The 16127-nt window shown below is 41.2% G+C and carries 12 protein-coding genes; 4 read left to right on the top strand and 8 right to left on the bottom strand.

All coding sequences use genetic code 11. From position 1 onward, the window contains the following. Positions 1–171: 171 nt before the first annotated feature. Positions 172–1107: a malate dehydrogenase gene (gene mdh, locus AC2INI_RS01205; RefSeq protein WP_045103021.1), complete on the bottom strand. Its 936-nt coding sequence runs from the start codon at positions 1105–1107 to the stop codon at positions 172–174. A gap of 333 nt (positions 1108–1440) precedes the next feature. On the opposite strand from mdh, the gene argR reads away from it, so the two are divergent. The 4 genes from argR (at position 1441) to AC2INI_RS01185 (ending at position 6533) form a co-directional block, all read left to right on the top strand. Then, entirely contained in the window at positions 1441–1911 is a 471-nt protein-coding gene (gene argR, locus AC2INI_RS01200; protein WP_122032883.1) for a transcriptional regulator ArgR, read from the top strand. Between the two features lie 345 nt (positions 1912–2256). Next, the gene (locus AC2INI_RS01195) at positions 2257–3231 is read left to right on the top strand and encodes a TAXI family TRAP transporter solute-binding subunit (RefSeq protein WP_486305171.1); all 975 of its coding nucleotides are present in this window, start codon (positions 2257–2259) and stop codon (positions 3229–3231) included. A gap of 230 nt (positions 3232–3461) precedes the next feature. Continuing rightward, positions 3462–6041 carry a TRAP transporter permease gene (locus AC2INI_RS01190; RefSeq protein WP_486305170.1) on the top strand — a complete coding sequence of 860 codons (2580 nt, stop codon included), beginning with the start codon at positions 3462–3464 and terminating at the stop codon, positions 6039–6041. A gap of 54 nt (positions 6042–6095) precedes the next feature. Continuing rightward, complete coding sequence (locus AC2INI_RS01185) at positions 6096–6533, top strand: universal stress protein (RefSeq protein ID WP_122032880.1); 438 nt, start codon at positions 6096–6098, stop codon at positions 6531–6533. Positions 6534–6618: 85 nt separating this feature from the next. Here AC2INI_RS01185 and AC2INI_RS01180 read toward each other — a convergent pair whose 3' ends face one another. The 7 genes from AC2INI_RS01180 to mpl form a co-directional block, all read right to left on the bottom strand. Continuing rightward, complete coding sequence (locus tag AC2INI_RS01180) at positions 6619–7353, bottom strand: pseudouridine synthase (RefSeq protein ID WP_486305169.1); 735 nt, start codon at positions 7351–7353, stop codon at positions 6619–6621. A 2-nt stretch (positions 7354–7355) separates the two neighbouring features. Continuing rightward, positions 7356–10265, bottom strand: coding sequence for an RNA polymerase-associated protein RapA (gene rapA, locus AC2INI_RS01175; RefSeq protein ID WP_486305168.1), 2910 nt, complete (start codon positions 10263–10265; stop codon positions 7356–7358). Between the two features lie 182 nt (positions 10266–10447). Further along, positions 10448–11152, bottom strand: a complete 705-nt coding sequence (gene thiQ / locus AC2INI_RS01170; RefSeq protein ID WP_486305167.1) for a thiamine ABC transporter ATP-binding protein — start codon at positions 11150–11152, stop codon at positions 10448–10450. Then, entirely contained in the window at positions 11152–12765 is a 1614-nt protein-coding gene (gene thiP, locus AC2INI_RS01165; RefSeq protein WP_486305166.1) for a thiamine/thiamine pyrophosphate ABC transporter permease ThiP, read from the bottom strand. The genes thiQ and thiP overlap by 1 nt, the downstream gene beginning before the upstream one ends. A gap of 43 nt (positions 12766–12808) precedes the next feature. Next, complete coding sequence (gene thiB, locus AC2INI_RS01160) at positions 12809–13831, bottom strand: thiamine ABC transporter substrate binding subunit (RefSeq protein ID WP_486305165.1); 1023 nt, start codon at positions 13829–13831, stop codon at positions 12809–12811. A gap of 254 nt (positions 13832–14085) precedes the next feature. Then, a complete protein-coding gene (locus AC2INI_RS01155; protein ID WP_486305164.1) occupies positions 14086–14706 on the bottom strand; it encodes a flavin prenyltransferase UbiX in 621 nt (206 codons plus the stop codon). After that, positions 14707–16059, bottom strand: a complete 1353-nt coding sequence (gene mpl, locus AC2INI_RS01150) for a UDP-N-acetylmuramate:L-alanyl-gamma-D-glutamyl-meso-diaminopimelate ligase (protein WP_486305163.1) — start codon at positions 16057–16059, stop codon at positions 14707–14709. Between the last annotated feature and the right edge of the window lie 68 nt (positions 16060–16127).

The raw sequence follows: 16127 nt of genomic DNA, 5'->3' as shown, positions 1-16127 counted from the left end.
ATTATTCGTCATACCAATGTAACTAATTAGATGATCTATTTATTACGCAGGAAAATCACTTAAGAGTAAGACGAAAATTCTTATAAGTAGTTATTCTACAATAATAATTTTTAACGCAGCTATTAAGCGATTTAACCAGTAATAATGATCAGATAATTAATGGAATTGGTATTACTTAACGAACTCTTCACCAATTTTGATATCCGCTTTCAAAGTATCTAGCATGCTATCTAATGCTTCTTGTTCAAATGCACTCAGTTCACCATAAGATTGAATTTCTTCAACGCCATTCTTACCAAGAAGAATTGGCTGAGCGAAGAAGCGAGCATGCTCACCATTACCTTCAACATAAGCACATTCAACAACGCCTTTCTCACCACTTAATGCTTTTACTAGTGATAGACCAAAGCGACACGCCGCTTGACCCATTGAAAGTGTCGCAGAACCACCACCGGCTTTTGCTTCAACAACTTCTGTTCCTGCATTTTGAATGCGAGGAGTTAATGCCGCAACTTCTTCAGCAGTAAACTCAACACCTTCAACTTGAGAAAGAAGAGGAAGAATAGTTACGCCTGAGTGACCACCGATAACTGGTACGCGGATCTCACCTGGATCTTTGTCTTTTAATTCAGCAACAAACGTTTCCGAACGGATCACATCTAGTGTAGTCACACCAAACAATTTATTTTTATCGTATACACCCGCTTTCTTTAATACTTCAGCAGCAATCGCAACGGTTGTATTTACTGGGTTAGTAATAATACCAATACACGCATTTGGGCATGTCACTGCAATTTTTTCAGCTAATGACTTAACAATGCCTGCATTAATATTGAAAAGATCTGAGCGATCCATTCCTGGTTTACGAGCAACACCTGCAGAAATTAAAACAACGTCTGCATTATCAAGAGCTGGTGTTGGATCTTCACCGCAATATCCTTTGATAGAAACTGGCGTTGGGATGTGACTAAGATCCGCAGCAACACCTGGGGTTACCGGTGCAATATCATAAAGAGCAAGATCAGATCCTGCTGGTAGTCGATTCTTAAGAAGTAATGCTAACGCTTGTCCGATGCCTCCTGCGGCGCCAATAACAGCAACTTTCATGTTCTTTCTCCTTGAGTAGTAGAGGTATATTTTTATTATTAATTTACTTTCAAACTGAAAGTGACGTTATAGCAAGCTCAAATGAAATTCAATGCTCTTCGCTTCGCTTTGCGACCTTACGCAATGACATCCTAATCGTGCTACAAATTGAGCGCGACTCTACTTGCATTTATCCTTGCTTGTAAATGAAATTGTCTTACGAATTAGAGATCTTGAACAAAATATAATGAATAAAACATGAGTAAGTATTCACATAAATTCCATTTTGATTTGGTTATAGGTAAATAATTATGCGAGAATAGTAGGAATTATTGCAAAAAGAATCAAAACATCATGCGAAATAATGAAAAGCAAGAACGATTAGTTAAAGAATTTAAATCCATTCTTAAAGCGGAACGATTTGGTTCGCAAGGTGAAATTGTTGATGCCCTTCGTATCTCTGGTTTCGATAACATCAATCAATCAAAAGTATCGCGAATGCTAACTAAGTTTGGCGCAGTTCGAACTCGTAATGCCAAAATGGAAATGGTGTATTGCCTACCCATTGAACTTGGAGTGCCTACGGTTTCAAGCTCGTTACGTGAACTAGTGATGGATATTGATTACAACAATGCATTAGTTGTTATTCACACAGGCCCGGGTGCAGCTCAACTTATTGCTCGATTACTGGACTCTTTAGGAAAATCTGAAGGAATTTTAGGCGTAGTTGCTGGCGATGATACTATCTTCATTACTCCAACACGATCAATTAATGTCGCTGACTTATTTGACTCTGTTTGCGATCTTTTTGAATACAGCGTGTAACGTCACTCTTCCGAATAAATAGAGGTCACATTTAATAGTTAAGTGACCTTTACTCTCTCGTTCTCTTCAACGTCCCTCTAATCTCTGCGTTAACAAAATGTAAATTTAGACGAAAATGCTAATTATTAAACTCATCAATAGTTAGTTATTTCACACTTTTGATATATTTTAGTTAACAGCGTTTTAAAAAACTTGTATTAATTTGCTATCATTCGCATGCCATTTCCGTAACAGGAAATTTAAAACTTCACGATGAAGTAAATAAATACTGTTTCTCATTTTTCACCTTCTAGCCTCTAGAACATTTAGATAAGAGAGAAACAACATAATAAGGAAAGGAATAACATGGCATTAAAAAACTTAATTAAAGTAACCGCTGTTGCTACTGCAATGCTTGGTGCTGGTATGGGAACTGCGAGCGCTCAGGAGTTCATTACTATTGGTACTGGTTCAGTGACTGGTGTTTACTACCCAACTGGCGGTGCCATTTGTAAGTTAGTGAACAAAGATCGTAAAGAACATAATGTTCGCTGTTCTGTTGAATCAACAGGCGGTTCAATCTACAACGTAAACACTATCCGTGCAGGCGAGCTTGACTTTGGTATCGTTCAATCAGATTGGCAGTACCATGGCTATAACGGCACAAGTAAATTTGAAGCTCAAGGCCCTTATAAGAAACTACGTGCAATGTTCTCTCTTCATACAGAACCTTTTAACATCATCGCTCGTACAGATTCAGGCATTAACAACGTTGCTGATTTAGAAGGAAAACGTGTAAACATTGGTAATCCAGGTTCTGGTGACCGTGCAACAATGAGTGTTGTTATGGATGCTATGGGTTGGACTAACGATAGCTTTAAGCTAGCTTCTGAACTAAAAGGTTCAGAGCGTTCACAAGCTCTTTGTGACAACAAAATTGATGCGTTCATCTACATGGTTGGTCACCCAAATGGTTCAATCAAAGAAGCTACGACGTCTTGTGATGCTAAGTTAGTCTCTGCTACGGGTCCTAAAATTGATAAGATCGTTGCTGATAACCCTTACTATGCTAATACAACAGTACCTGCAGGTATGTACCGCGGTACTGAAGACGATGTAAATAGCTTTGGTGTTGCGGCAACAATGGTTACAACTTCTGATGTTTCTGATGAAGTTGCTTACAGTGTAGCAAAAGCGGTGTTTGAGAACTTTAATACGTTCAAACGTCTACACCCAGCATTTGCAACACTGAAAAAAGAAGACATGGTAAAAGAAGGTCTTTCTATCCCATTACACCCAGGTGCAGTGAAATACTACAAAGAAGTTGGTCTACTAAAATAGTATATCTTCTAAGTAGCACTATCCTTTACTGGTAGTGTTGTTATAAAACGAAGAGACCCGTTGGTCTCTTCGTTTCTTCTAACACCCCTGATCTTTCTATGCCACGGATAACAACCAATAATAAAACGGATTTAAAGATCGGTTCTTTCTAGCCTATATATTGGCTTATATTCAGTAATCTAATACTTAATGATTGAGTGTTAGGTTCGACCATCACTAAGGAAAAGTACATGACGCAGTCGTCAAATACGTCACAAGATGTGCAAGAAATGGTGGCCCAATCTGATACTGGTGCGCGTTCACCGCAAGGATTATCTGGCCGTATTCTATGGTTTGTTCCACTATGTTGGTCTCTGTTTCAACTTTGGTATGCTTCCCCTTTACCGTTCATTTTTGATTTCGGCATACTCAATGATACTGAAGCACGTTCAATACATTTAGCGTTTGCTATTTTCTTAGCCTTCACGGCTTATCCCGCTCTTAAAAACTCACCAAGAGACCGTATACCCGCCGTTGATTGGGCTCTTGCATTTGCAGGCAGTTTTTCAGCCGCTTATATTTATATTTTCTATGCGCAACTTGCGGATCGTTCTGGCGCTCCAACGACTCCTGATATTATTGCATCCGTCGTAGGTATGGTGCTATTACTTGAAGCTACACGTCGCGCTTTAGGTCCACCACTGATGGTGGTTGCTGCTGTATTCTTGCTTTACACCTTTGCTGGCCCTCATATGCCAGATGTCATTGCACACAAGGGCGCAAGTCTAAATAAAGCAATGTCACATCTATGGCTAACAACTGAAGGCGTTTTTGGTGTTGCACTAGGTGTATCCACTTCTTTTGTTTTCTTATTTGTTTTATTTGGTGCCATGCTAGAAAAAGCAGGTGCTGGTGCTTACTTTATTAAAGTCGCGTTCTCTTTACTTGGTCACATGAAAGGGGGCCCAGCAAAAGCAGCTGTCGTAGCTTCAGGTCTATCAGGTTTAGTTTCTGGTTCATCAATTGCTAACGTAGTAACAACCGGTACGTTTACGATCCCACTAATGAAGCGTGTTGGCTTCTCTGGTGAAAAAGCCGGAGCTGTCGAAGTTGCTGCATCAACCAATGGACAATTAACACCGCCAATTATGGGTGCAGCTGCATTCTTAATGGTTGAATACGTTGGTATCTCTTATGTAGAAGTAATTAAAGCGGCATTATTACCCGCTCTAATTTCTTATATCGCCCTACTCTACATTGTTCACCTAGAAGCATGTAAAGCAGGAATGACTGGCCTTCCTCGTCGCCATACACCAAAGTTACTTCACAGCTTACTTTCTTTCACTGGAACGATTTTAGGTCTTTGTGTTATGAGTGCTGCCGTTTATTACGGCATTGGTTGGACTAAAGATGTCTTCGGTGATGGCGCAACCCCAATTGTAACGGTTGCTCTATTACTTTCTTATGTGGGCTTAGTTAGCATCTCTGCAAAGTATCAAGAACATGCAATGATGGCGATTGATGAAGAGCTGACTGAGGTTCCAGATCCAGGACCAACCATCAAATCTGGTCTGCACTTCTTACTGCCTATCGTCGTATTAGTATGGTGTTTAACAGTAGAGCGCTTCTCTCCAGGTTTATCTGCTTTTTGGGCATCAGTATTTATGATTTTCATCCTACTGACTCAACGCCCACTCATTGGTTTTTTTGCTAAAGAAGACAATGTAGCAGAGCAAGTAAAACAAGGGTTTAATGATTTACTAGAAAGTCTAGTATCAGGTGCTCGAAACATGATTGGTATTGGTGTAGCTACCGCTGCTGCTGGTACGGTTGTTGGTGTGGTAACCTTAACGGGTATCGGACTAGTAATGACTGATTTTGTAGAGTTTATCTCTGGTGGTAGCATCATTCTTATGCTGCTATTTACTGCGGTAATCAGCTTGATTTTAGGCATGGGTTTACCAACAACGGCTAACTATATTGTTGTATCTACCTTGATGGCTCCCGTTATTGTAACCTTAGGTGCTGCACACGGTCTGATCATTCCATTAATTGCGGTTCACTTATTCGTGTTCTACTTTGGTATTCTGGCCGATGATACGCCTCCTGTAGGTCTTGCGGCTTTTGCTGCAGCCGCAATTGCAAAATCAGATCCAATCCGTACTGGTATTCAAGGTTTTACCTATGATATTCGTACCGCGATTTTGCCTTTCATGTTTGTTTTCAATACCCAACTACTATTAATGGGAATTGATTCTTGGTGGCACTTAGCTCTAACAATTATCTCTTCAATCATTGCGATGTTGACCTTCTCTGCCGCAACACAAGGCTGGTGGTTTACTAAAACAAAATGGTGGGAAGTCATACTACTACTCTTGATCACATTCTCACTGTTCCGCCCAGGTTTCTGGTGGGATCAAATCTATCCAGCTAAAGATTATCACCAAGGTATTGAGATCGCTCAAATTGCTGAAGGACTAAATGTGGGACAATCACTGACATTAGAAGTGACAGGACAAGATCTAGAGGGCGATGTCATTAGCAAAACGGTTCGCTTACCTTTTGAAGATCGAGCAGTCACTGGTGATGAACGTGTAGGCTCTATGGGTCTAATGCTATCTAAAGTAGATAACAAGATGATTGTAGATATGGTTGAATTTGGCAGTCCAGCCGAAGCTTCTGGAATTGATTTTGACTGGGAAATAAAGAATGTTGTGCTTGATGCAGAACGCCCTCTGAAAGAGTGGGTATTTGTACCAACACTACTTCTACTGTTTGCACTAGGCTTTAATCAGCGTCGCCGAGCGAAAAAGGAAAACTTGGTGGCATAAATTAATGAATGGAATCTAGGGGAGTAATCCTCCCCTAATTAGGTAATAAAAATCATGTATAAACAAATATTGGTTCCAGTAGATTTAAATGAAAAAGGCTTTGCTGATAAAGCGGTTGAGTTAGCAGTTTGGCATGCAAAACAATCCAATGCAGAACTGCATTTATTGAATGTTTTACCTGGTATTCATATGTCGATGGTCTCTACTTATTTTCCTAAAGATGCCGCGAAGAAGATGAAAGAAGATGTCTCTATTCAATTAAACGAATTTGCAGCTAAATTTGTTGATGAAGAAGTGGTATATAAAGTTCATGTGTCTGAAGGTAAACCTTACGTCACCATCTTAGATTACGCAGAACGTCTTGGTGCGGATTTAATCGTTATGCCAAGCCATAAACGCTCAAAAATAGATAAAGTAATGCTGGGCTCTGTGGCGAGTAAAGTGGTAGAAAACTCACCTATTAACGTAATGGTAGTTAAGCCACAAGGCTAACTTCCCATCATTATGTTCTACTATTTTCCTCAATAAAAAAGGAGCCGTTTGGCTCCTTTTTGTTTTTTATATCAATCTACTCAGATTATTGCTTAGGTAAGGTCTTATAATCAGGTCTCACCGGTGCAATATTCATTGCATCTAATACACCCGATTTCGCCTCAGGATAAAACTCACAAGGTGCAAATAAACTGATGAACTTATCGGTTTCTGGATGATAAAAACTCAATTCAGCAGAGTGCAGTTGCAAACGTTCAGAAAACTCCAGAGCCTCTTCACACGCGTAAAACTCATCTCCAACAATCTCATGCCCCTCTTCCATCATATGCACACGCAGTTGATGAGAACGACCCGTGATCGGCAATAAGCGCACTAATGTTGTCTTATCTTCAACCTGTATCACTTGGTACCCCGTTTGTGATGGTTTTCCATGCTCGTAACACACCATTTGGCGTGGACGATTTGGCCAATCACAAATTAACGGTAAATCGATATGCCCTTCTGTTTTCTCGACTTTCCCCCATACTCGTGCGTAATACACTTTATGAGTTAAGCGATACTGAAACTGCTTTTTAATGTGCCTTTCGGCTTCTTTATATAAAGCAAAAATCATTAGCCCAGACGTCGACATATCAAGGCGGTGCACAAGCTGAGCTTCTGGAAACTCAGCGATAACACGGGACCATACACTGTCATAGTGCTCTGGAGCCCTACCGGGATTAGAGAGTAATCCCGCAGGTTTATTCACCGCAAGAATCGCTTCATCTTGATAGACAATATCAAGCGGTTCCATTGGTGGATTGTATTCAAGCATTGCCATGATTAGTTATGGCTCACAACGATTAAACGCAGTGAATCAAGCTGAACTTGCGCTTTACCTATATATCCTGAAAGCTCACTCATTTGAGTTTCAATCTGAGTTAACTCTTCATCACGGATATTTGGGTTTACCGCTTTCAATGCTTGTAAACGCTCTAGTTCTGCATTTAATGCTGCTTTCATCTCTGCGTTTGCATCCACTCGAACCGCTTCAATACGATCTTCAATACTCACTTCAGCCGTATCAATTAGCGCATGGATCTCTTTTTGAACAGAGTTCACAAGCTTGCTTGCCATGTGACGGTTTACAGGGCTTAACTGACGGTTAAAGCTTTCAAACTCAACTTGAGCTGAAAGATCATTACCTTTACCATCCATCATTAAACGAATTGGCGTTTTAGGTAAGAAGCGACCGATACCACTTTGCTTAGGCGCTTGTGCATCCACCACATAAACCAATTCAAGCAATAACGTCCCTGCCGGCAACGCTTTATTTTTCAATAAAGAAACCGCTGTAGCACCCACGCCTTCGGTTAAAACTAAATCAATACCACCTTGGATCATTGGGTGTTCCCAGCTGATCAAGTTCATATCTTCACGAGAGAGTGCCGTTTCGCGATCAAAGGTAATCGTACAACCTTCATAAGGCAGACCTGGGTAGCTCGACACCAACATATTTTCTGCTGGAGTAACAACAATGGCATTTTCGCCTTTGTCATCCTGATTCAAGCCAATAGTATCAAATAGGTTGAATGCAAAATTAACTAAGTTTGTATCACCATCCGTTGCGGCAATTTCTTCAGCAAGTGCTTTTGCTTTATCACCACCATTAGAGTGAACTTCTAATAAGCGATCTCGACCTTGCTCTAATTGCGCTTTTAATTCTTTATTTAGTGCTGCAGATTCTTCAATCAGAGGTTCTAATCCATCTGATTTACCCGTCGCCAAAATCGCAATAATCGTATCTGCGAATTTTTCATACACAGCACGACCTGTTGGACAGGTTTCACCAAAGGCATTTAAACCCTCATCAAACCAACGCGCTAATAGCTCTTGAGAGGTCCCTTGCAAATATGGAACATGAATATCGATATCACGCTTTTGACCAATACGATCCAAACGACCAATACGTTGCTCAAGTAAGTCAGGATTGAAAGGTAAATCAAACATCACTAATTGGTTAGCAAACTGGAAGTTACGACCTTCAGAGCCAATTTCAGAACAGATAAGTACTTGTGCGCCACCTTCTTCTTGTGCGAAGTAAGCCGCAGCTTTATCACGCTCAATGATAGACATACCTTCATGGAAAACCGTCCCACGAATGCCTTCACGCTCACGTAACGCTTGCTCTAATTGCAGTGCGGTTGAAGCGCGAGAAGCGATAATTAATACTTTCTCATTACGGTTTTCTTTCAATAATTCAAGCAACCAGTTAACCCGTGGATCAAACTGCCACCACGTAGCACTATCGCCTTCAAACTCTTGGAAGATCTCTTCAGGATAAAGCATTTTCATTGCACGAGCTTCATCGCTCATACGACCGCCCATCATAGTCGCTACACGCATTGACGTTGCATACTGTGATGGTAGAGGCATAGGCATTAAGTTCAGGTTACGTAATGGGAAGCCTTTAATTGCAGCACGAGTATTACGGAATAACACACGCCCTGTACCGTGACGGTCCATTAAGTTGTCCACTAATTCTTGACGTGCCTGTGCTTGTTCTTCTTCTGATGCAGAAGACTCAATAATTCTAAATAAAGGCTCAGCATCTTGCTCAGAAAGTAGATCTGCAATGCGATTTTTCGCCTCATTCGATAGCTTGTCGCCACTCATTAATGCGGTTACGGCATCAGCAACAGGCTGATATTGACGCTCTTCTTCAACAAATGCGTCATAGTCGTAGAAACGATCTGGATCTAACAAACGTAAACGAGCAAAGTGACTTTCGTGACCTAGTTGCTCAGGCGTTGCTGTTAGCAGTAGAACACCGGCGGTCTCTTCTGCAATCGCTTCAATCACTTGGTATTCACGACTTGGTTTTGTTTGGTTCCACTCAAGGTGATGTGCTTCATCGACGACAAGCAAATCCCAATCCGCCTCAACCACTTGCTCAAAACGACGCTTACTTTTACGAATAAAATCTAATGAACACAATACAAGTTGAGCGGTATCAAATGGGTTTTCTGAATCCGCATAAGCTTCAACACAACGCTCTTCATCAAAGATAGAGAAATGCAGATTGAAACGACGCATCATTTCAACTAACCATTGGTGTTGCAGGGTTTCAGGAACCACAATAAGCACACGTTCAGCACGGCCAGACAGCACTTGCTGATGAATGATCATACCTGCTTCAATTGTCTTACCTAAACCAACTTCATCAGCCAGTAAAACACGCGGTGCGTAGCGACGACCAACTTCTTGAGCGATAAATAATTGATGTGGGATCAAACCTGCACGCATACCACATAAACCACGCATTGGGTTTTTATGTTGTTCGTATTGATTTTGCAACGCACGGTAACGCAAAGCAAAACGATCCATCCGATCAATTTGGCCTGCAAATAATTTATCTTGAGGTTTATTAAAGCGGATCTGATGGCTTAGTAATGTTTCACGAAGAACAACATTCGTTTCATCAGTATCTACACGTGTTCCGATATAAGTAAGTAGTCCAGCGTCTTCAATAACGTCTTCTACTTCAAGTGACCAGCCTTCATGGCTTTCAATTGTATCTCCCTTATTGAACATCACTCGGGTAACGGGTGCATCGTGTCTTGCGTATAAACGATTTTCTTCTGATGCGGCAAAAAGTACAGATACGGTTCTATCATCAACAGCAACAACTGTTCCTAAACCCAAATCACTTTCTGTATCACTGATCCAACGTTGGCCCAAAGCAAATGACATAGTGGTAACACACCTCAAAATTAGTTTATTTTATATAGAGTGAGAAATTTTAGAACCTGAATAGACAGCCTTAAGGCGAGGTTCAAAAGGGCGCTAATGTTACTGTATGACAGCACATAGGTCACGCCTATTTATCATAAAACTGAGTGTAGTAGATTATACCCAATTTGAGAGGAAAAAGTTTACTTAACCGCTTGCAAATATCGCTCTAATTGCGGCGGATTATCTTGCGTTATTAGTTCAGATACTTTTCCAGAACTCAATATTTTATGCTCACACACAAAGGCGTAATGAGAGGCCAGTGCTTTTGCATCCTGCAAACTATGAGTCACCATCATCACCGTAAGATTCTGAGATTTAATGAGTTGATTGATTAAAGAAATCATCTCTTCACGCAACATAGGGTCCAGTGCAGAAAAAGGTTCGTCCAATAGCAATACTGGCTTTTTTTGTACTAAACATCGAGCTAATGCTACCCGTTGTTTTTGCCCACCAGATAACTGTTCAGGTAAACGATGTAATAATTCATCGACTCCGACTTGTTGAGCAGCGTGAATAACTTGCTCTTTCTCTGTCTCATTTAAGCGCAAATTCGCTTTAATACCTAAACCAATGTTATCGGCAATCGAGAGGTGAGCAAATAAGTTGTGCTCTTGAAATAGCATCGACAATGGACGCTGATGTGGCGCCTTTGATAGTAGCGACGTGTTGTTGATCGTGATATCACCAGATTCTGGATTGATGAATCCTGCCAATAAACTCAACAAGGTACTCTTCCCTGCCCCACTTGGACCAAGAACAGCGACAACATCACCTTGTTTTACATCTAAATCAAATTCAAATAATTCTGAATGATAACGATATTTTACATCCGAAAAACTCAGCATTATGCTCCACCTTTATGATTGTGTTTAGAAGAGAATAACCACTCCACCACGCCAAATACACCAACACTTAATAGCAATAAACTTAAGGAAACCACTGCGGCGGCTTCCATTTGATAGCTGCCTAATAATTGAAACAGATACAAAGGCAAGGTTCTAAACTCTTGGCTGCCAAACAAAGCAATCGCACTTAAATCACCAATCGACATAATAAAGGCAATCGCAAATGCATGAGCCATAGGTTTTCTTAATGCTCGCCATTCAATCAATCGAAAACGAGTAAAGCCATAGAGACCTAAGCTTGCTGATAATAATTGGTATTGTTGTGCAATATGCAGCAGAGGTTGCGCGAGTGTTTTTATCACATACGGCAATGCCATAAGCGCATTCACTACGACTACTATCCAAATCGCAATTGAAAACACGTCGGTCATATTTCTGAGTAATAAAAACAACCCAGTACTGATCACCAAGCCCGGAGTCACTAAGATCATCGTTCCTATTAGATCTAATTTATCAGCTAATAATCGCTTCTGCTTTAATCTCAACGCACGAGTCGTATGCAACAAGATAACGCCAAATATCATTGCTAATACCGCAGCCCCTAAAGCCACTATTAATGAGTTTACTACCGCTAACCAGAAATCTGATGAACTAAACACCGTCATCAATTCAGAATTTAAACCACTAAGCACCACCATCAGTAACGGCGGTAATAAAAAGAGTATCAGTAATATAATCCACCCTCTGTCCCACCACTGTTCCTGGGTTGAATCTTGATACAACACCGCTTGAGAAATGGATGCCGAGTCAACAGCAATCGATTTAGAAAAACGTTGAATGGATAAAGAAAGCACGCCACATAGCAACATCTGCCATAAGGCTAAAATAGCGCCCGCCTGCAAATCAAAATCAAACTTGATCGCCTGATATATTGCCAATTCAATCGTGGTTGATTTTGGACCGCCACCTAATGCCATTACCGTAGCAAAACTAGTGAAGCAAAGCATGAATACGAGGCCAGCGACATGAGGTAATTGCTGCTTAATTCTTGGCCATGCCACCAATCGGTATTTGCTCCAACCCGTTAACCCTAAATGAGCCGAAAGTTGATGTTGCTCTGTAGGAATAGAATCTAAACTTTGTAGAAACAACCGTGTCGCGAAAGGATAATTGAAAAAAACATGCGCGAGTAAAATGCCATTTAAGCCATAAATTGAAAATGGCAGAGAATAACCAAACCATTGAAATAGATCAGCGATTAAGCCGCTATTTCCATAAATAGAAAGTAAACCAAAAACACCCACTAATACAGGTAGCACAAGTGTGGTAGCACAAAGCTTCAGTAGTAAGCCTCGTCCTTTAAACTGACGTCGTGATAAGGCATACGCTGTAGGGATCGCAAGACTGATACTAAATACAGTAGAAAGGAATGCTTGGTATAAACTGAACTGAGTAATATAGCGATAATAAGGATCTGACCAAACGAGACTTAAATCCAAACTTGGCGATTCTAAAAGCAGAGCACTGATCGCTCCGCCAACAAAGCCAATAATGACAATCGCGATTAAATAGCCCAATAAAGGAACTGAATGATAAGAAGAGGTATTTTTCATAATTGCCAAAAGAAAGGAGCACAACGGTGCCCCTTATTTCAAATTAGAATGTCAGGGCGTGTTGCCACTCACGGATCCATGATTTACGCTGTTGTGAAATCGCTTGTGAATCAAATGACAGCGCTTTACTCGGCACAGTTAAGCGATCAAAACCCTCAGGCAAAGCGACATCGGTCACAGGGTACATCCAGTTACCTGTTGGCATCGCTGATTGAAACTTATCAGTTAAAATAAAGGTAAGGAACTCATCAGCCAGTTTACTATGTTGCGTATTTTTTACTTTCGCTGCCACTTCTACTTGAGTGTAGTGACCTTCAGAAAAATTAGCCGCAGCAAATCTATCGTCTTTTTCAGCAATCAAATGATACGCTGGAGAAGTCGTATAAGACAAAACCAAATCAGACTCACCTTCTAGGAACATACTGTAAGCTTCAGACCAGCCTTTGGTTACTGTGACCGTTTTCTTAGCGAGTTGCTTCCACGCTTGTGGTGCTTCATCACCATAAACAGACTTCATCCACAGTAATAATCCCTGTCCAGGTGTCGAGGTTCGTGGATCTTGATAAATTACTTTTAGATCATCGCGCTGCTCGACTAACTCTTTTAAGCTTTTTGGCGGATTTGCTACTTTTTCTTTATTGTAAACAAACGCAAAGTAACCGAAATCATAAGGAACAAATGTCGTGTCATTCCAACCACCTGGTAAAGTAACAGAATCCGTATTCACTTGATGCTGAGCCAATAACCCTGTCGCCTTCGCTTCTGCCATTAAGTTATTATCTAAACCTAACACCACATCTGCTTTGGCATTTTTCCCTTCTAACCGAAGTCGATTCAAAATAGAAACACCATCATCAAGTGCCACTAATTTTAAATCACAGCCACATTGAGCTTCAAAAGCCGCTTCAATCGTTGGTCCTGGGCCCCAATCGGCCGCAAAAGAGTCATAGGTGTAAACGGTTAGAGTCTCTGTCTCTGCAGCAGAAACTGAAAAAGAAGACGCCGCGACGATAGCTAACGCTGTCGGCAATAGTTTAAATGGAGAGGAAATAGAAAGAGTGTTCATTGTGTGCGCTTACATCCTTTTGAGCGGCACAGAATTAAGGTGATATTCTCTAAGAGGATGTCATCTCAATCCCTACGCCAGCATTATCTGAGTCAGGTAGTACGGGTTTAAGCGAGCATTATCCAATGCTTACTAATCTCAGCGAATACCACTCTAGATAACTAGTTGATATCGGTTGCTCCCCGATGAGAGGCCATATTGTATGTGTGAATCAAGCAATGAGCCAGAGGTTTTCTCTAGACTCATTCATTATATCAACGGTGATCGTAACCCCAGCGAGGGACTAACCCTTGCTCTACACCTAAATGATCTAATATTCGAGCGACCATAAAATCAATTAAATCTTCAATCGACTTTGGTTGATGATAAAAACCAGGCGCGGCAGGCATGATCGTCGCACCAATTTGAGAGAGCTTTAACATATTTTCTAAATGCAGCGTTGAAAATGGGGTTTCTCGGACAACAAGAATTAATTGACCACGCTCTTTTAACACCACATCCGCAGCGCGCTCTATTAAGTTATCCGAAATACCATGAGCAATAGAGGCAACACTACCTGCAGAGCACGGGCACACTACCATTTGCTTTGGTGCTGCTGATCCAGAAGCGACTGGTGAGAACCAATCCTCTTTACCACAAACCGTTAAATTATCAGCATTACAACCAAGATGCTCAACCAGTGCCGCTTTCATCGCATCAGGGCCACTTGCTAACTTCAGATCATGCTCTGTTGCCATCACCACACGAGCTGCCGAGGAGATAAGAAAGTAAACATGATAGTCCGCGGCCAATAAACACTCTAATAGACGGAGTCCATAAGGAGCACCAGAGGCTCCGGTCATAGCTAATGTGATCGCTTTCTTTTTGGATTTCATTTATTGGCTCAACTTATCAAGTAATTTACCGTGAATGCCTTCAAAACCACCATTACTCATGACTAATATCTGATCGCCTGGTTGTGCTTCGGCCACAATCATATCAACAAAGCAGTCAATATCATTATGGGTATAAGCGGGCTGAGTGCATTGTTGTGCAACATCATCTACTGACCAAGTGATATTATCTGGTTGGAAAAGATAAACCGAATCGGCTGCATGCAGAGAAGCCGCCAACGTATCTTTGTGAACGCCTAATTTCATGGTGCTTGAACGAGGCTCTAGTACCGCAATAATTTTCTTATCGCCCACTTTATTGCGTAAGCCACCTAGCGTTAGATCAATCGCTGTTGGGTGATGAGCAAAATCATCATACACAGTGACTCCATTTACTTCGCCTTTAAACTCTAGACGACGCTTAGTATTAATAAACTTACCTAACGCTTCACAAGCTAAATCAGGAGTGACACCCACATGACGAGCTGAAGCGACAACCATCAATGCGTTACTGACATTATGATCGCCGACGAGATCCCAATTTACTTGTCCTACTTTCTCGCCTGCAAAATAGACCTCGAATTGACTGCCATCTTTCTCAAGTTTAATCGCTTTCCATTGACCATCTTCACCGGTAAATTCAAGCTCACTCCAACAACCTTGCGCTAGCACTTGCTCTAGTGGCTTATCTTGTTTTGGTGCGAAAATACGTCCCGTACTTGGAACCGTTCTAATTAAATGATGGAACTGACGCTGAATAGCTGCAAGATCATCAAAAATATCTGCATGATCAAATTCAAGGTTGTTCAACACAAGAGTTCTCGGGCGGTAATGAACGAACTTAGAACGCTTATCAAAAAAAGCACTGTCATATTCATCCGCTTCTACGACAAAAAACATGCTTTCGCCTAAACGAGCCGATTCACCAAAGTTACCAAGTACACCACCGACTAAGAAACCAGGTTTATAGCCACACTCTTCAAGTACCCATGTAAGCATACTTGCAGTGGTCGTTTTACCATGCGTTCCTGCAACTGCCATTACCCAGCGATCTTGTAATAAGAACTCTTGAAGCCATTGTGGCCCTGAGGTGTATTTCAGATTCTTATCCAATACATATTCAACGCACGGGTTCCCGCGACTCATTGCATTACCAATCACAACAAGGTCTGGCGCAGGGTCTAGCTGGCTTGGGTCAAAGCCTTGGATGATCTCAATACCTTGAGATTCTAATAACGTGCTCATTGGTGGATACACGTTAGCATCGCACCCAGTAACCTTATGTCCAAGTTGGCGAGCTAATGTCGCAGCGCCCCCCATAAAAGTGCCGCAAATACCAAGAATGTGAATATGCATAATAAAAACCGTCTTATATTAAATTAAGTGAGTAATCCCGATACAGAGTTACTTCAATACTCTTAAAA

The organism is Aliivibrio friggae, assembly GCF_057368515.1.
Note: the sequence above shows the minus strand (reverse complement) of the source record. Positions and strands in the feature narration are given on the sequence as shown.